At 67.8% G+C, this 16,360-nt stretch carries 17 protein-coding genes; 3 read left to right on the top strand and 14 right to left on the bottom strand.

Going from position 1 to position 16,360, the window contains the following annotated elements; all coding sequences use genetic code 11:
* Nucleotides 1-31: 31 nt before the first annotated feature.
* Together NWFMUON74_RS02780 and NWFMUON74_RS02775 are read right to left on the bottom strand one after the other, a co-directional pair.
* Nucleotides 32-274 (bottom strand): MbtH family protein, encoded by a 243-nt coding sequence (locus NWFMUON74_RS02780; protein WP_019931522.1) that lies wholly within the window; start codon nucleotides 272-274, stop codon nucleotides 32-34.
* A gap of 107 nt (nucleotides 275-381) precedes the next feature.
* Nucleotides 382-1,221, bottom strand: coding sequence for an alpha/beta fold hydrolase (locus NWFMUON74_RS02775; RefSeq protein ID WP_187686434.1), 840 nt, complete (start codon nucleotides 1,219-1,221; stop codon nucleotides 382-384).
* A 99-nt stretch (nucleotides 1,222-1,320) separates the two neighbouring features.
* Between NWFMUON74_RS02775 and NWFMUON74_RS02770 the strand changes: the two genes are divergently transcribed.
* Nucleotides 1,321-1,554, top strand: coding sequence for a hypothetical protein (locus tag NWFMUON74_RS02770; protein ID WP_187689625.1), 234 nt, complete (start codon nucleotides 1,321-1,323; stop codon nucleotides 1,552-1,554).
* Nucleotides 1,555-1,638: 84 nt separating this feature from the next.
* Complete coding sequence (locus NWFMUON74_RS02765; RefSeq protein ID WP_187688887.1) at nucleotides 1,639-3,210, top strand: alpha,alpha-trehalose-phosphate synthase (UDP-forming); 1,572 nt, start codon at nucleotides 1,639-1,641, stop codon at nucleotides 3,208-3,210.
* A 15-nt stretch (nucleotides 3,211-3,225) separates the two neighbouring features.
* On the opposite strand, the gene NWFMUON74_RS02760 is transcribed toward NWFMUON74_RS02765, so the two are convergent.
* The 12 genes from NWFMUON74_RS02760 to NWFMUON74_RS02705 all read right to left on the bottom strand — a co-directional run bounded on the left by NWFMUON74_RS02760 (nucleotide 3,226) and on the right by NWFMUON74_RS02705 (nucleotide 14,973).
* Entirely contained in the window at nucleotides 3,226-3,714 is a 489-nt protein-coding gene (locus NWFMUON74_RS02760; protein WP_187686433.1) for a h domain protein, read from the bottom strand.
* Nucleotides 3,711-4,724 carry a hypothetical protein gene (locus NWFMUON74_RS02755; protein WP_187686432.1) on the bottom strand — a complete coding sequence of 338 codons (1,014 nt, stop codon included), beginning with the start codon at nucleotides 4,722-4,724 and terminating at the stop codon, nucleotides 3,711-3,713. The genes NWFMUON74_RS02760 and NWFMUON74_RS02755 overlap by 4 nt, the downstream gene beginning before the upstream one ends.
* Nucleotides 4,721-6,136 (bottom strand): MCE family protein, encoded by a 1,416-nt coding sequence (locus NWFMUON74_RS02750; RefSeq protein ID WP_187686431.1) that lies wholly within the window; start codon nucleotides 6,134-6,136, stop codon nucleotides 4,721-4,723. Before NWFMUON74_RS02750 ends, NWFMUON74_RS02755 begins: the two co-directional genes overlap by 4 nt.
* Nucleotides 6,133-7,374: an MCE family protein gene (locus tag NWFMUON74_RS02745; RefSeq protein ID WP_187686430.1), complete on the bottom strand. Its 1,242-nt coding sequence runs from the start codon at nucleotides 7,372-7,374 to the stop codon at nucleotides 6,133-6,135. The genes NWFMUON74_RS02750 and NWFMUON74_RS02745 overlap by 4 nt, the downstream gene beginning before the upstream one ends.
* Nucleotides 7,371-8,624 carry an MCE family protein gene (locus tag NWFMUON74_RS02740; RefSeq protein WP_187686429.1) on the bottom strand — a complete coding sequence of 418 codons (1,254 nt, stop codon included), beginning with the start codon at nucleotides 8,622-8,624 and terminating at the stop codon, nucleotides 7,371-7,373. The genes NWFMUON74_RS02745 and NWFMUON74_RS02740 overlap by 4 nt, the downstream gene beginning before the upstream one ends.
* The gene (locus NWFMUON74_RS02735) at nucleotides 8,621-9,682 is read right to left on the bottom strand and encodes an MCE family protein (RefSeq protein ID WP_187686428.1); all 1,062 of its coding nucleotides are present in this window, start codon (nucleotides 9,680-9,682) and stop codon (nucleotides 8,621-8,623) included. Before NWFMUON74_RS02735 ends, NWFMUON74_RS02740 begins: the two co-directional genes overlap by 4 nt.
* A complete protein-coding gene (locus NWFMUON74_RS02730; RefSeq protein ID WP_425300469.1) occupies nucleotides 9,679-10,698 on the bottom strand; it encodes an MCE family protein in 1,020 nt (339 codons plus the stop codon). Before NWFMUON74_RS02730 ends, NWFMUON74_RS02735 begins: the two co-directional genes overlap by 4 nt.
* An 8-nt stretch (nucleotides 10,699-10,706) precedes the next feature.
* Nucleotides 10,707-11,924 (bottom strand): MCE family protein, encoded by a 1,218-nt coding sequence (locus NWFMUON74_RS02725; protein WP_187686427.1) that lies wholly within the window; start codon nucleotides 11,922-11,924, stop codon nucleotides 10,707-10,709.
* A 5-nt stretch (nucleotides 11,925-11,929) separates the two neighbouring features.
* A complete protein-coding gene (locus tag NWFMUON74_RS02720; RefSeq protein WP_187686426.1) occupies nucleotides 11,930-12,781 on the bottom strand; it encodes an MlaE family ABC transporter permease in 852 nt (283 codons plus the stop codon).
* A gap of 4 nt (nucleotides 12,782-12,785) precedes the next feature.
* Entirely contained in the window at nucleotides 12,786-13,550 is a 765-nt protein-coding gene (locus tag NWFMUON74_RS02715; RefSeq protein ID WP_187686425.1) for an MlaE family ABC transporter permease, read from the bottom strand.
* Between the two features lie 285 nt (nucleotides 13,551-13,835).
* A complete protein-coding gene (locus tag NWFMUON74_RS02710) occupies nucleotides 13,836-14,741 on the bottom strand; it encodes a 3-oxoacyl-ACP reductase (RefSeq protein WP_187686424.1) in 906 nt (301 codons plus the stop codon).
* 43 nt (nucleotides 14,742-14,784) lie between these two features.
* A complete protein-coding gene (locus NWFMUON74_RS02705) occupies nucleotides 14,785-14,973 on the bottom strand; it encodes a ferredoxin (protein ID WP_187686423.1) in 189 nt (62 codons plus the stop codon).
* A gap of 175 nt (nucleotides 14,974-15,148) precedes the next feature.
* Between NWFMUON74_RS02705 and NWFMUON74_RS02700 the strand changes: the two genes are divergently transcribed.
* Complete coding sequence (locus NWFMUON74_RS02700; protein WP_187686422.1) at nucleotides 15,149-16,342, top strand: acyl-CoA dehydrogenase family protein; 1,194 nt, start codon at nucleotides 15,149-15,151, stop codon at nucleotides 16,340-16,342.
* Nucleotides 16,343-16,360: the final 18 nt, after the last annotated feature.

Genomic DNA, 16,360 nt, shown 5'->3' with positions numbered 1-16,360 from the left:
CCCTTGCGCAGTATCTATCGGGTACTGCGGGTCAGGACTGGGCGGCCTGCCGAGCCGCGTCATCGGCGGCCATCGCGTCACGCAGGCTCTTGGGCCGCATATCGGTCCAATTCTTCTCGACGTATTCGACGCAGGCAGCGCGGCTGTCCTCGCCGAACACCACTCGCCAGCCGGCCGGTACCTCCGCGAAGGCGGGCCACAGGGAATGCTGCTCCTCGTCGTTGACCAGAACGAAGAAGCGGCCGTCCTCATCGTCGAACGGGTTGGTGCTCATTTCACCTCACTGGATACGTGCGCTGTGTACGGGAACGCTGGCGGGGTTCGGAAAATCCCCCCGGGCGTTGTGTCGACCCTAGCAAGGCCGGCGTTACGGGTGGCCGGTTACCTCGAGCCACCGAAGAAGTCGAGCAGAACCTTGTTCACCGCCTCGGGTCGTTCCAGGTAACCGTAGTGCCCGGCATCGGGGATCTCCTGGTAGCGCGCGCCGGGGATGACGTCGGCGACCTCGCGGGTGAGATATGCCGGAATCATCCGGTCGTCGGCGAAGCCCACGGCCAGGCTCGGCACCTTGATGCCGCGGTAGGCCTGCAGCCGATCGAAGTCGTGGTCCATCCGGCGCTGCGCGCGGATGCCGGGAGTGACCGGGCCGCCGGTGAATTCGAACAGGTCCAGCCAGTCCCGCGCCGAGTTCGGGTCGGCCATGGTGGCGGGCGACAGGTTCATCACGGCGGTCAGCGCGGCCTCGTACTTGGGCGGCAGCTTCACCCCGGACGCGTCGAGTTCGTGCTCGCCGAGCGAGAGCGTCTTCTGGAACTGATCGAGACGCCCGTGCCCGGCCATGTAGACGGCCTTGCGGACCAGGTCGGGCCGGGCCAGCGCTAGCTCCTGCGCCACCCGCGCACCCATCGAGGTGCCCGCCACCAGCGCCGGGCCCTCGTCGAGCAGCTCGATCAGGCCCGCGGTGTCGCGCACCATGTCGTCGATGGTGATGCCGTGCGCGGACTCGGCGGACGGGGCGATCCCGCGATTGTCGAACGTGCACACCCGATATCCGGCCGCCAGCAGCGCCGGTACCTGGTGCAGCTCCCACACCCGCCCCGGACTCCCGGTGCCCATGATCAGCACGACCAGCGGCGCCGCCCCCTTGGTGTCGGTGCCCTTGGCCTTGTCCCCCTTCACCTGGTAGTTCAGCGAGATTCCGTTCACCGTGGCCAACGGCATGATGCTGGGACCCTTCCTCCGCGTGTACAGACTGCTCTCCCCACGGTATAGGTATCCACACACCGAGCGTTTCGGCACCGGCACGGGTGGAATGCCCGCATGCGGGCGCCCGATACCATTGACATCGCAGAACGAGACACGACCCCGAGCCGAGAGGACACGATGATGGCCGCGAAAGGCGCGAACGACATCGCGGACGACGATCTGGAGCCGCTCGCCGACGAGACCGCACGGCAGGCCCAGCGCGTGGTGGCCGCCTACGCCAACGACGCGGACGAGTGCCGCATGCTGTTGTCGATGCTCGGGATCGGACCAAGCAACCGGAGCGAATAACCGCCGCGTCTCCCCACACAACTTCACGGGCTCGAGCAATCGGAGGATCCAGCAGTGGACCAGCAGAGCGAATCCCAGACCGATCTGACCCAGCACGCTCTTTCGGATGCCGAGTCCACCCCACCATCGTCCACCCCACGATCGTCCACCCCACCATCGAACTACCACAGCGGTGACGCCGGTTCGGGTTTCGTAGTCGTCGCCAATCGGTTACCGGTGGATCTGGAGCGACTACCCGACGGCTCCACGCGCTGGAAGCGCAGCCCCGGCGGGCTGGTGACCGCGCTGGAGCCGGTGCTCCGCAACAACAACGGCGCCTGGGTGGGCTGGGCTGGGGTACCCGACGTCGATGTCGACCCGATCATCGAAGACGGCCTGGAGCTGCATCCGGTGCCGCTGTCGGGCGACGAGGTCGCCGAATACTACGAGGGCTTCTCCAACGCCACGCTGTGGCCGCTTTACCACGACGTGATCGTCCGCCCGGAATACCAGCGCAGCTGGTGGACCACCTACGTCAACGTCAACCGCCGCTTCGCCGAGCACACCGCGAAGGTCGCCGCCGAGGGCGCCACCGTCTGGGTGCAGGACTATCAGCTGCAGTTGGTGCCGAAGATGCTGCGCATGCTGCGGCCCGACCTGACCATCGGCTTCTTCCTGCACATCCCGTTCCCGCCGGTGGAACTGTTCATGCAGCTGCCGTGGCGTACCGAGATCGTGGAGGGTCTGCTCGGCGCCGACCTGATCGGCTTCCACCTGCCCGGCGGCGCGCAGAACTTCCTGTACCTGGCGAGAAGGCTTGCCGGACAACCGACTTCGCGCGGCACCATCGGCGTGCGCTCGAAAATGGGTGTGGTGCAGGTCGGTTTCCGCACGGTGCGGGTGGGCGCGTTCCCGATCTCGATCGCCTCCGCCGAACTCGACGAGCTGTCGCGGCGCCGATCGGTGCGCGAGCGCGCCGCCCAGATCCGTTCGGAGCTGGGCAATCCCAAGAACATCCTGCTGGGCGTGGACCGCCTGGACTACACCAAGGGCATCGACATCCGTCTCGAGGCGCTGGAGGAACTGCTGCGCGAGGGCCGCCTCGATCCCTCCGAGACGGTGATGGTGCAGCTGGCCACGCCGAGCCGCGAACGGGTCGAGAGCTACATCCAGATGCGCGGCGACATCGAGCGCCAGGTGGGCCGGATCAACGGCGAATTCTCCCGGGTCGGCTTCCCCGTCGTGCACTACCTGCACCGCCCGATCCCGCGCGACGAACTCGTCGCGTTCTTCGTCGCCGCCGACGTCATGCTGGTGACGCCGCTGCGCGACGGCATGAACCTGGTGGCCAAGGAGTACGTGGCCAGCCACAGCGGCCTCAACGGCGCCCTGGTGCTCAGCGAATTCACCGGCGCCGCAGCCGAATTGCGCCAGGCCTACCTGTGCAATCCGCACGATCTGGACAGTGTCGAGGACGCGATCACGGCCGCGCTGGACGACGATCCCGACAGCAAGCGCCGCCGCATGCGCGCGATGCGCCGCCAGGTGCTCACCCACGACGTGGACCGCTGGGCGCGGGCGTTCCTGGATGCGCTGGCGCAGGACCGGGTGGCCGGTAGCGCGCTGCTCAGCGATGACGACGACGATGAGGTGGATTCGCCACCGCGCCGAACGTAACGCCTTGCGGCGCGATCAGATCGGGTTGACCTGACCGACGAGCCAGTGCCCGTCCTCCTTGTCCAGGGTGACCCGGACGCGGCTGGGCGTGACCGTACCCTGCGGGGCGTCCTTGCTGGTGGTGATCTGGTTGAGATACAGCAGCACGACGGCGTGCGAGCGGTCGGCCGACACCACGCCACCGGCCTGGGTATTGGCCTGGACGGTCAGTTCCTTCTCCTTGGCGCCCTTGGCGATCACCTCGGTGACCAGCTTCAGGTAGTCCTTGCGGAACTCGGGGGTGAGGCTGTCACCCACCTTCGGCAGTTCGGTGTCCACGGAGTGGAAGTCGTAGCTGAACATGGCCTGCACGGTGCGGCGCGCGGCGTCCACGGACTGGGTCCGGGCCTGTTCGGACTGGTTGTCGGACCAGAACCGGAACCCGGTGAACCCGCCCACGACGACGGCGGCGACGAAGAGCACGGCCGCACCGGCGACCAGGATGGGGCGGAGGTTGTTTCTCATGCCACGAACTCCACTTGCGAGGCGGTGAGCTGGCCGTCGCCGCCGCGGGCGACGGTGACCCGGAAGCGGTAGTACCGCTGCTGCGGGTCGGCGGACGCCGCGTTGGTCAGGGTCTGTTTGGCGGCGATGAGCACCCGCGCGGAGTGGTCGTCCTCGCTCTCGATCGCCGTCTCGATGATCTCGCCGCTGGCCTTCACCTTGGCCTGCTGCACGACCTGCGCGTAGGCGTCCTTGCGCTCGGAGTACTCGGCCTTGAGCTGGCCGGAGGCGACCGCCAGCACCCGGTCGATGTCCTGCGGTGCGGTGTCGTCCTTGATGTTGGTCAGGTTGAGCACCGCCTGCTTGGCGGTCTGGGCGTAGTCGGCCCGCCGTGCGTCGAGCGCATCCGCGTGCCGCTGGTGGTAGACGAAGAACCCGCCGGACCCGAGCAGCACCAGCGCCGACAGCACCGCGACCACAGCGGCGATCCAGCCGAGCCACCCCAGCCCGGTCTTCTTCTCGGTGCCGGGGTATGCGACCGCCCCCGGCGTCGTGCCGGCGCCCAGCCGCACGGTTTCGGCATCGGCCGCACCCAGGCGCACCGTATCGGCGTCGGCCTGCCCATCGTGAGCCACGCCCGCGCCCCGAACGGTCGTCTGGGTGGCACCCGCGTCAACGCTCGCGGTGCGAACCGTCTCGGCAGCGGACGTGGCACGGGCCTTCTCCACATCGGCGACGCCGAGGCGCACGGTATCCGCCGCACCCGCTGCCTCGGCGGCGGCGCCGGCCTGGCCCTTCCCGATCGACTCGGCCTTCGCGGTTGCGGACTCGGCCGTGCCGTTCACGACAGATTCCGCCGTGCCGTTCGCGACGGGCGCCGCCTTGCCGGTTCCCGCGGGAGTGGCGCCGGGCGGGGCCGCGGCCGACGTCTCGGCGACGATCTCGGTCGCGCGGGCGTTCGCCGCGGGCGGTCCGGCCGAGCGCACCACGCGACGGCGGGCGCGACCGGGGGTGCGGGTGTTTTCGCTCATTTCTGCTGCTCCTCGAGCATCGACTGCCAGCTCGACGGTACCGTGCCGGAACCGCCACTCTGGATGTCGCCCTGTCGGTAGGTGCGGCCGTCTGGGCCCATGAAGGTGGCGCTCTTCGGGTCGTAATGGGTGTTGAGCGACGCCGGATGGGTGTCGGCCGACCCCTCGGCGGGGGCGGGCGGCTCACCGGCGGAGGCCACCGGCTGCGGCGGCCCGGACGGCGGGTTGTTGCCCTCCGGCACGTAGCCGCGGGGGTCGCGGCACAGCTCCGGCGTCGGCGCCCGCTTGCCCGGCACCTCCTGGCACGGGTAGTTGCGGATGCCGCGCACCGCTTCCTTGGCGTCCTGCGGGATCTTGCAGTACAGCTCGGGCGTCTCCGGCACGGAGAATTCGTTGGGCGAACGCCGCTGGTCCGGCGGCAGGAAGCCGGTCGTACAGCCGGGCGGGTCGTTGAGCCCCAGCATGAAGTCCACGATGGCGCCGTACTTGGTCGGCCCGCTCGCGGCGGTCAGCAGCGCCGACACCATCGGCGGCAGCACCACCAGGATCTGCTCGAGCCCCGCGTGATAGGTCACGCCGACCTGACCCACACTCACCAGGTTCGACAATAGCAGCGGCAGTGTGGGTTTCAGATCCTGGAAGGTCGAGCTGACCTTCTCCGCCGCCGCCGGGGTGCGCTCGAGCAGCCCGCGCAGCGCCGGATCGTGCTCGCGCAGCTGGTCGGTGAGTGTGGCCAGATCCCGGGTCCACGACCGCACCGCCGCGTCGGACTCGTTCTGGGTGTCCAGCAGCGGACCGATCTTCGCCAGCAGATCCTTGGTCGCGCCGGTATTGGCCTTGGCCTCCTGCACCAGCAGCGAGGCCGAGTCGATGAACTTCTGCAGATCCGGCCCCGCGCCGTTGAACGCGGTGAACGCGTCGTCGATGACCTGGCGCAGCTTGGTGTCGGAGATGCTCGCCAGCAGCCGGTCGGCCTGATCGAGCATGGCCCCGACATCCTGCGGAAGTTTGGTGCGCCCCACCGGAATCACCGCGCCGTCGGCGAGATTGCCGCCGTGCGGCGAGGGCGCCGGGACCAGATCGACGTACTGCTCGCCGATCGCGGACACGCTGCGCACATAGGCGTCCACGTCGACGGGAATGCGGTAGTCGCTGTCGATGGACAGTTTCGCGTCCACACCGTTCGGCGTGAGCCGGACCTCCTCGACCTTGCCGACATTGGTGCCGCGGAAGGCGACGTTCGCGGTCGGGTACAGCCCGCCGGTCGCCTCGAGCTGCACGGTCACGCGGTACCGTCCGATGCCGAACATCGCGGGCAGGTGCACGTAGGCCGCGGACATCACCAGCAGGCCGACCACCGTCAGCACGCCGAAGATGACCAGCTGGGTCCGGACGAACTTGGTGAGCTTCACTGCCCCGGGCCTCCTTGCGGCGCACCGGGAACCGTGAGTCCCGGAATCGAGGGCAGCCCCGGAATCGGCGGCAGACCCGGAATGCTCGGCGCCGGCGGGGGCGGCTGCAGCGGGCCCTGCACGGGATCGCCCTTCTCTCCGGCGGTTCCGGCGATGGTGCCGAGCGCGGCCTCCACACCGTACTTGGCCTGCACGCCACCGAAGCGGCCGCCGAGCGGCGTGCCGGTGAGGAAGTTCGAGTCCAGCCGGGCGCCGGTGATGTCGTAGGTGACGAACAGGTTCATGTAGTCGCCCTTGACCGCCTGATTGATGCCCTTGATCGGGAACGGGAACGTCAGCAGCAACTGCAGCGAGGCCGCCAGCCGATCGCCGGTGTCCGACAACGACTTCAGGGTCGGCCACAGGTCGGCCAGCTCGGCCTTCAGGTTCTCGCCGCCCTGCGCGATGATCCGCTGCACCACATCGCCGAGATCGCCCAGCGCCGTGAGCGCGTGGGTGATGTTCTCGCGGCGATCGGCGAGCACCGTCAGCGCGGGATGGATGTGCTCGATGGCCGCGGCCACCTGATCCTTCTGCTGGGAGAGCTGACCGGAGAACCGGTCGAGTCCCGCCATCGCGCCGATGATGTCGTTGGTCTGCTGGTCCAGCGTGCCGGTCAGCTGCGCCAGCTGCGGCAGCAGGTCACGGATCGCGTCCTCGCGGCCGCTGAAGGTGGCGTTCAGTTCCTTGGTGATGGTCTCGAGCTGTGAGATGCCGCCGCCGTTGAGCACCACCGACAGCGACGACAGCGTCTGCTCGGTGGTCGGGAAGGCGCCCGCGCGGTCGAGCGGGATGACGTCACCGTCGTGCAGTTCCCCTTGCGGCGCAACGCCTTCGGGCGCGGCCAGCTCGACGTGGTTGCTGCCCAGCAGACTGGTCTGGCCGATCCGCGCGATCGCGTTCGCGGGCAGTTTCACGCCCTTGTCGAGGCTCACGGTCACCAGCGCGTGCCAGCCCTCGACCTCGATTCCGGTCACCGTCCCGACCGCCACGTCGTCGACCTTGACCGGCGAATTACGGGTCAGCGTAGTGACATTGGGCATCTGGATGCGCACCCGCCAGGCCCCCTCCCCCGTCCCGGCCGCCCCCGGCATGGGCAGGGTGTTGAGGCCGTCCCACTGGCAGCCGGTCGCGCCCAGCAGCACGGCCAGGCCGATCGCCACACCGGCGATCCGAGTCCTGCGACGCTCGCCGGTCATCGGCCACCTCCCGGAATCGCCAGGCCCGCAATGTCTCCCGGTACGCTGACCGGGGATTCGCCACCGGCCGCGCCCGCGAGCTCCGGGGTGCTGTAGGTGAGCTGCTGCGGGAACACGGTCTGCGTGGACGCCGGATTGACCAGCAGCGGTGGGTAATTCATGACCAGCGAGTTGAGCACCGGCCCCAGATACTGGCGGCACAGCTGCCCGGACTTGTCGGATTCGTTGGCGCCGATGCCCTCCACCGCGCCGCACAGGAACGCCACCGGGTTGGCGAAGTTGGTGCCTACCACCGCGCCCGCCAGCGAACCCTGGGCGGGCTTGTAGATCTGGTAGAAGTTCACCAGGCCCGTCGGTCCGGAGTGCAGCACCCGCTCGAGTTCGGGGCGCTTGTCGGCCAGCAGCTGGGTGACGTCCTGCAGGCGCTGCACGCCCTCGGTGAGCGCGCCGCCGCGTTCGTCCAGGAACCGTTTCACGTCGGCCACCGCGGTGTCCAGATTGTCCAGTCCCGCACCGAGATCCGTCGAGACCCCGGCCAGCACCGACGACACCGAGGCCAGTCGCCCGCCGAACTGCACGATCTGGTCGTTGCTCTTGGACAGCACATCGACGAACTGCTGCAGGTTGCGGATGGTGCCGAACAGGTCGGTCCGGCCGTCGGAGAGCGTGTTCAGCGTGCTCGACAGCTCCCGCAGCGTATCCCGCAACGCCTGGGCGTTGCCGTTGCCGAGGTTGTCGGCGAAGGTGTCGACCGCCCGGCCGAACGAACCCTGCTCGTCCTCGCCGACCGGTCCCAGCGCCTGCGACAGCTTGGTCAGTTCCGCCTTGATGTCGTCCCACTCCACGGGAATCGCGGTGCGCTCGATCGGGATCTCGGCGTTGTCGTGCAACTTCGGGCCCTCGGTGTAGACGGGGGCCAGCTGCACGAACCGCGCCGACACCAGCGAGGGCGAGACGGCCACGGCATTGGCCTCGGCCGGGATGTCGACGCCGCGGTCGACGGTCATGGTCACCTTGACGCGGTCGCGGCCGGGCTCGATGGAGTTGATCTTGCCGACCTTCACCCCGAGCACCCGGACGTCGTCCCCCGCGTACAAGCCCGTTGTGGAGGGGAAATACGCGGTGATGTGGGTCTTGCCGATATTGGTGACGGCTCCGTAGACGATCCACCCGGCCAGGGCCACCACCAGGCCCGCGGCCACGTACCGCGTCCAGCGCGGCACCTTGGCGATCTTGCGCAGTGCGGTCATCGCGGCGGCTCCTGAATCGCGGGATTGGTCGTCAGCGGAGCGTTCAGGTACTCCTGGAACGATTGCGGCAACCGGTCCGGCCACACCAGCGCGTCGACCAGCGGCCGGATCGTCACGCTGGAGATGTTGGACAGATACGACTGGAAGTAGGGCCCGCTGCCGACCTGTTCGCCCAGCGCCGCGGCGTACGGGCCGAGCTGTTCGATCGCCGAGCCCAGGTTGTCCTTGTTCTTCTGCAGCAGCGCCAGCACCGAATTCAATTTCTCCAGAGCGGGTTTCAGCTGCGCCTCGTTGTCGGAGACGAATCCGCTCAGCTGCTGCGCCAGGCCGTTGACGTACACGATCAGCTGACTCAGCGCCGTGCGCCGGGCATCCAGTTCACCGAGCAGATCGTTGCCGTCCAGCAGCAGCGCGTTGATCTGGTTGGAGCGGTCCGCCAGCACCTTGGTGACGTTCTGCGCGCGGCCGAGCAGCTCGGTGAGCGCCTGGTCGCGGTTGTTCAGGCTGCGCGAGAGCTGCGTGATGCCGTCGAGCGCCGACCGCAGCGGCGCGGGGGTGTCGGCGAAGGTCTGCGACAGCGTGTCGAGGGTCTGGTTGACCCGATCCAGATCCAGGCCCTGCACGGTCTTGCTCAGGTCGCCGAGCGCGTCGTTGAGCGAATACGGAGATCTGGTGCGCTCCAACGGAATCGGGTCGTCGCGCCGGATCGCCCCGCTGCCCTGCGGGTCCACCTCGAGCGATTTGCGGCCCAGCACGGTGTTGGTCTTGATGGCGGCGGTCGTCTTGTCGCCCAGCACGATCGACTCGTCGAGGCTGAAGCGGACCTTCACCTTCGCACCGTCCAGGTGCACGTCCTCCACCCGGCCGGACCGCACCCCGGCCACCTGAACCTGGTCGCCGGGCAGCAGCCCGCCCGCGTCGGCGAAGAAGGCGCTGAACTCCGCGCCGCTGCGCACGAACGGAAGCCGGTCGAATTGCAGCGCGGACAGCGAGATCGCGATGGCCAGCACCACACCGACGACGCCGATCTGCAGCAGCGGGGACCGATTTCCGTTCACTGGCTCGCACACCTTCCGGTCGTCTGGTTGCCCGGCAGATGCACTTCCATCGGCTTGCCGTCGGGACCGTCGGCGAGCATCGTGACGCCGCAGACGTACATGTTCAGGAACGACCCGTAGGACCCGACGCGGACCAGCTTCTTGTAGGTCTCCGGGAGCTGGTCGAAGATCGCCTGCAGATCGCCGGACTTGTCGTCCAGGTTCTGCGACAGCTGACCGAGTTGACCGAAGGTCTGCTGCAGGTCGGGGCGGGCCTGACGGAGCAGGTCGGTCAGGTCACCGGTGGCCCCGGCCAGGCGCGGCAGGGCCGCGCCGATCGGGTCCTTGTCCGCCGCGAGCCCACTGACCAGCCGTTGCAGTTCGGTCAGCGTGGTGTCGAATTCCTTGCCGCGATCGTCGATGGTGGCCAGCACCGTCTTCAGGTTCTCGATCACGCTGCCGATCAGCGCGTCCCGGTCGGCCAGCGTCTTGCTGAATGAGCCGGAACTGTTCAGCAGCGCCACCAGCGCGCCGCCCTGTCCCTGGAACACCTGCAGCAGGGCCTCGGTGAGGTCGTTCACCTGCGCCGGATCCAGCCCGCGCAGCAGCGGTTTGAACCCGCCGAGCAGCAGATCGAGGTCCAGTGCGGGCTTGGTCCGGTCGGTTCCGAGGGTGGCGTTCTTCGACAGTGCCTCGGCCGTGCCCGGCCCCTCCATCAGCTCCAGATACCGGTCACCGACGAGGTTCTCGTAGCGGACGGCGGCCTGGGTGCTGGTGTAGAGCCGATACTTGTTGTCGACGTCGAAATCGACGTGCGCGAGGTGGTCCTTGCCGACGTACACCCGGCTGACCGATCCGACCGGCACCCCGGCGATGCGCACCTTCGAGCCCGGCAGCATGCCGGAGGAACTGGTGAACACCGCGTGATAACCGGTCTCCCGGGAGAAGCGCATCTGGCTGAAGATCACCCCGAGCATCGCCAGCACGAGCACCATGACCAGCGTGAAGATGCTCAGCTTCACCGTCGAGGCGTGCATTTTGATCCTCACGGATTCGGCACCCCCGGCATTCCGGCGAACATCAGCTGGAACACGCGCGGACCGTGGAGGTGCGAATGCAGCTCCGGCGTCCACACCTCACCCTCGGCGGTGTCGGTGACCAGGTAGTTGGAGTGGCTGCCCGGCACCCGGTCCATGATGTTCTCGCAGTGCGGGCCGCCGGTGGCGTTCACCTTGGGCAGATCCCTCGGATACTGGTACGGCTCGCCGCCGGGCATGAACCCGGCGTTCAGCAGCACCCCGGCGCCGCTGCCGCCGAAGATCTGGTTCATCACGTCCACATTGGTGCCGATGCCCTCGACCACGCAGTTCAGCGCGGACCGGTACTGGTAGAGCAGATCGGCGGTGGGCCGCAGCAGATCCAGCGCGGTCACCAGCGGCTGCTCGTTGTCGCGCAGGATCGGCGTGGTGGTGTCGGCCAGGCCGATGAGATTCACGAGCATGGCATCGAAGTTGTGTTCCTCGTCGATGAGGGTGCCGCCGGTGACGCCGACATTGTCGGTGGTGCGCAACAGATCCGGCACGGTGTCGGCGTAGAGGTTGGTCACCCCGATCGACGACCGCAGATCGCGTTGCAGATCCGGCAGGCTCGGATTGATGTCGCGCAGGAATTGATCGCTGTCGGCCAGCAGTTGCCCCAGCTTGTCGCCGCGGCCCTCCAACGCTGTGCCGAGCGCGGTCAGCGTCGCGTTCAGTTTCTCCGGCTGCACCTGGGCCAGCACGTCGGTCAAATGCTGGAACAGCGTATTGAATTCGACCGTGACGGCCTTGGCGGCCAGTGTCGTGCCCGGCTGCAGGGAATCCGGCGAGGGTTGTTCGGGCACTTCGAAATTCACGTATTTGGCGCCGAACACGGTGGTGGATCGGATGTCCACACCGGCATTGGCGGGGATCAGTTTCAACTGGTCGGGGTCCACGTCCAGCCGCAGCCGGGCGTGATCATCGGTGTAGGAAATCGACGCGACCCGGCCGATTTCGACGCCGCGGATCTTCACCTTCGCATCCGGGTCCAGCACCAGCCCGGCGCGCGGCGCGTCGATGTAAATGGCGCGGGTGTCGGTGAATCCACCGGCGAACATCGTCAGCGCGATGGCCACGACGGCCGCCAGACTCAGCACGAAGGCCAGCCCGGCGAGTTTCACGCCCCAGCCGGCGCCGAATATCCTTCCGGCGCCGTCCTTTTCGACCAGTTTGTTTGCCGCCATACCGCCTACCCGGAGAGATGGAAATTGCCGGAGGTGCCGTAGATGGCCAGCGAGACCAGCAGCGTCACCGTCACCACCGCGACCAGCGAGGCGCGCACCGCGTTACCGACCGCGACGCCGACGCCGACCGGACCGCCCGAGGCGTGATAGCCGTAATACGTGTGGATCAGCATGACCGCCAGGGCCATGAAGATCGCCTGCACGAACGACCACAGAATGTCGCTGGGAATCAGGAAGGTCGAGAAGTAGTGGTCGTACACACCCGCCGACTGCCCGTAGATCACCACCGTCGCGAAACGGCTGGCGACGAACGAGGCGATCACCGCCAGCGCGTACAGCGGCACGATCGCGATCATTCCGGCCAGCACCCGCGTTCCGATCAGGAACGGCACCGGCCGGATGGCCATCGACTCCAGCGCGTCGATCTCCTCGGCGACGCGCATCGCGCCCAATTGCGCGGTGGCGCCCGCGCCGATGGTGGCGGCCAGGCCGATTCCGGAAATCACCGGCGCGGCGATGCGCACATTGATGAACGCCGCGAAGAAGCCCGTCAGCGCTTCGACGCCGATATTGCCCAGCGAGCTGTAACCCTGCACCGCGATGGTGCCGCCCGCGAACAGCGTCAGGAATCCGACGATCACCACGGTGCCGCCGATCACCGCCAGCGCGCCGCTGCCCATGCTGATCTCGGCGATCAGCCGAATGGTTTCGGTGCGATAGTGCGTGAGCGCCCGCGGCACCGCGGCCAGGGACTGCGCGTAGAACAGTGCGTGCCGTCCGATGTTGTCTAGTGAATCGGACAACCTCCGCACTCGACGAACAGTACGCGGGAAGCGGGATTCGATCACAAAGGCCATGCCGTCACCGCACCGTGAACTTGATACCGACGGCGGTGACCACGACGTTCACCACGAACAGAGCCATGAAGGAGAACACCACCGTCTGGTTGACCGCGTCGCCGACGCTCTTGGGGCCGCCTCGCACATTCAGCCCCAGGTAGCAGGCCACCAGCCCGGCGATCAGGCCGAACAGCGTCGCCTTGACCTCGGAGATGACCAGCTCCGGCAGATGCGTCAGCAGCGTGATGCCGTTGACGAAGGCGCCGGGATTCACGCCCTGCAGGAAGACCGAGAACAGGAAGCCGCCGACGATGCCGATCGTGCAGACCAGGCCGTTGAGCAGAGCGGCGACGAACATCGACGCCAGTACTCGCGGCACCACCAGCCGGTGCACCGGGTCGATGCCCAGCACCCGCATGGCATCGATCTCCTCGCGGATGGTCCGCGCGCCCAGGTCCGCGCAGATCGCGGTGGCGCCGGCGCCCGCCACGATCAGCACCGTCACGATCGGCCCGACCTGGGTCACCGCGCCGAACGCGGCGCCCGCACCGGACAGGTCGGCCGCGCCGATCTCGCGCAGCAGGATGTTGAGCGTGAAGCTCACCAGCACGGTGAAGGGAATGGCGACCAGCAGGGTCGGAACGATGGAGACACGAGCCACGAACCAGGACTGGTCGATGAACTCGCGCCGTTGAAAGGGGGGCCGTACCAGGGCCCGCGCGACGGCGGCGGTGAGTTCGAAGAACCCACCCACCGCTTGCATCGGCACGGCGAGAACCTGGTTCATTCCGCGATTCCTCCTTGCCGTGCCTTGCACATACTGCCTGCGACGGCGCGCGCCGATGGCGTCGGTGCCGTCTCGAAGATTAGAACATGTTCATCTGCATTCTGGGCAGATTTTTTGAGTTTTGAGCTGCCCATTTCTCCCGAAGCTTCATCGGGAGCTAGAACTTGTTCATACGGTGTACGAGTCGCCTTTGTGAGGCACCGCACACCATCCGAGATCCATGTCTACCAACTGGTCGACCGTCGATCAACCGAACAACGGGGGCGGCCGCCGTCAGTTGGTCGTTCAGCCGAGTTCGTGCAGCGCCGACGCGGAAAACGTACGCCCCGCCGGTCGCTCGGAGAAGTAGTTACCGAGTGTGTCGGCCAATGCGGTGGGCGTCCATTCCGCACCGTCGGCGTCGAAGCGCCGTTCCACCTCGGGAGCGGCCATCAGCGCCACCATCGGTCCGTAGACCACGAAGACCTGCCCGCTGATCGCCTCGGCGCCCGGCGCGGCCAGATAGGCGACCAGCCGGGCCACGTGCTCGGGCGACAGCGGGTCGACCTCGCCGACCGGAGCCTCCGAGAACACCTTCTCGGTCATGGCGGTGCGCGCCCGCGGGCAGATCGCGTTGGCCTTCACGCCGAAGCGCGCCAGCGCCCGCGACGCCGACAGGGTCAGCGCGGTGATGCCCGCCTTGGCCGCGGCGTAGTTGGCCTGTCCCTCGGGGCCGAGCAATCCGGCCTCGGAGGCGGTGTTGATCAGGCGCCCGTACACCGGCGCGCCCGCCGCCTTGGACTTGCCGCGCCAATACGCGGCGGCGTTGCGAGACAGCAGGAAGTGCCCGCGCAAATGCACGGCAAGCACCGCGTCCCAGTCCTCGTCGGACATGTTGAACAGCATGCGGTCACGGGTGATGCCGGCATTGTTCACGACGATGTCGACGCTGCCGAACGCATCCTCCGCGGTGCTGATCAGCGCGTCGGCGGTGGCCCGTTCGGCCACACTCCCGGCGACGAACTCGGCCTCGGCGCCGAGCGCCCGGATCTCGGCCAGCGTCGCGGCCACCGCGTCGTTCTCGGCCAGATCGTTGACCACCACCGCGGCGCCGGCGCCCGCCAGGGCGAGCGCCTCCGCCCGGCCCAGTCCGGCACCGGCCCCGGTCACAATCGCCACTCGACCGGACAGACTCAGTTCACTTTCGACCACGCCGTGACTCTAGAACGTGTTCCAGTTCACGGCAAGCATCGAGTCACTCGAGTTTCAGCGCCGCCTTCGGGCACTGCGCGACCGCGGTCTCGACATCGGCCAGCCGATCCGCGGGCACCTCGGTCACCGCGACGTGCAACATGTCCTCTTCATCGAGTTCGAAGACGTCGGGCGCGATTCCGACACAGATACCGTTCGCTTCGCACTGGTCGAAGTCCACAGTCAGCTTCATTGACAACTCCTTTGCCGCAGATATCGCCGAGCCTACAAGCCGATCCCGGCCGCCGCGGCTGAAGCGGCCGGATCCAGGCTCCATACTGGAACATGTTTCAGTCGATATGCAATGATCGGAACAACCATCCGATGCCATACCGGCCGGCTATCAACGAGTGATGAGGTGTCCCTCCATGCGGATCGCTTATACCCCGCAACAGGAACAGCTGCGTGCGGAGCTGCGCGAGTACTTCGCCGAGCTGATCACCCCGGAGCGCCGGGCTGCCCTGTCCGCGCAGACCGGTGAGTACGGCCACGGCGACGTCTACCGCGAGGTCGTGCGGGACATGGGCCGCGACGGCTGGCTCGCGCTGGGCTGGCCGAAGGAGTTCGGCGGGCAGGACCGCTCGACCATGGACCAGCTGATCTTCACCGACGAGGCGGCCGTCGCCGGCGCCCCGGTGCCGTTCCTGACCATCAACTCGGTGGCGCCGACGATCATGCACTACGGCACCGAGGAGCAGAAGCGGTTCTTCCTCCCCAAGATCGCGGCGGGCGAACTGCACTTCTCCATCGGGTACTCCGAGCCGGGCGCGGGCACCGACCTGGCCTCGCTGCGCACCAGCGCGGTGCGCGACGGCGACGACTGGGTCATCAACGGCCAGAAGATGTGGACCAGCCTCATCCAGTACGCCGACTACGTGTGGCTGGCCGCGCGCACCGACCCGAATGCCAAGAAGCACAAGGGCATCAGCATGTTCATCGTGCCGACCACGGCCGAGGGCTTCTCCTGGACGCCGGTGCACACGATGGCCGGACCCGACACCAGCGCCACCTACTACCAGGACGTGCGGGTGCCGCACACCGCGATGGTCGGGCCCGAGAACGGCGGCTGGTCACTGGTCACCAACCAGCTCAACCACGAGCGGGTGGCGCTGACCTCGGCCGCGCCGCTGCAGCTGGCCCTGAACCAGACCGTGGAGTGGGCCAAGGACGCCAAGGACTCCAACGGCGCGCGGGTCATCGACGGCGAATGGGTGCGGCTGAACCTGGCCCGCGTGCACGCCAAGGTGGAATTCCTGAAGTTGCTGAACTGGGAGATCGCCTCCGGTGCGGACGCCGGCGGCGACGCCGCGCCCCGGCCGTGGGACGCCTCCACCTGCAAGGTGCTCGGCACCGAACTGGCCACCGAGGCCTATCGTCTGCTGATGGAGGTGCTGGGGCCGCAGGGCTACCTGCGCCAGGACTCGCCGGGCGCCGCGCTGCGCGGCCGGCTCGAGCGCATGCACCGCGCCTGCCTGATCCTGACCTTCGGCGGCGGCACCAACGAGGTGCAGCGCGACATCATCGCCATGACCGCCCTGAAGCAGCCTGCCGCGGCGCGCTGACCGAAAGCTGAGTGATCA

The organism is Nocardia wallacei, assembly GCF_014466955.1.
Classification (GTDB): Bacteria; Actinomycetota; Actinomycetes; order Mycobacteriales; family Mycobacteriaceae; genus Nocardia; species Nocardia wallacei.
This window is presented reverse-complemented; position numbering and strand designations above follow the sequence as displayed.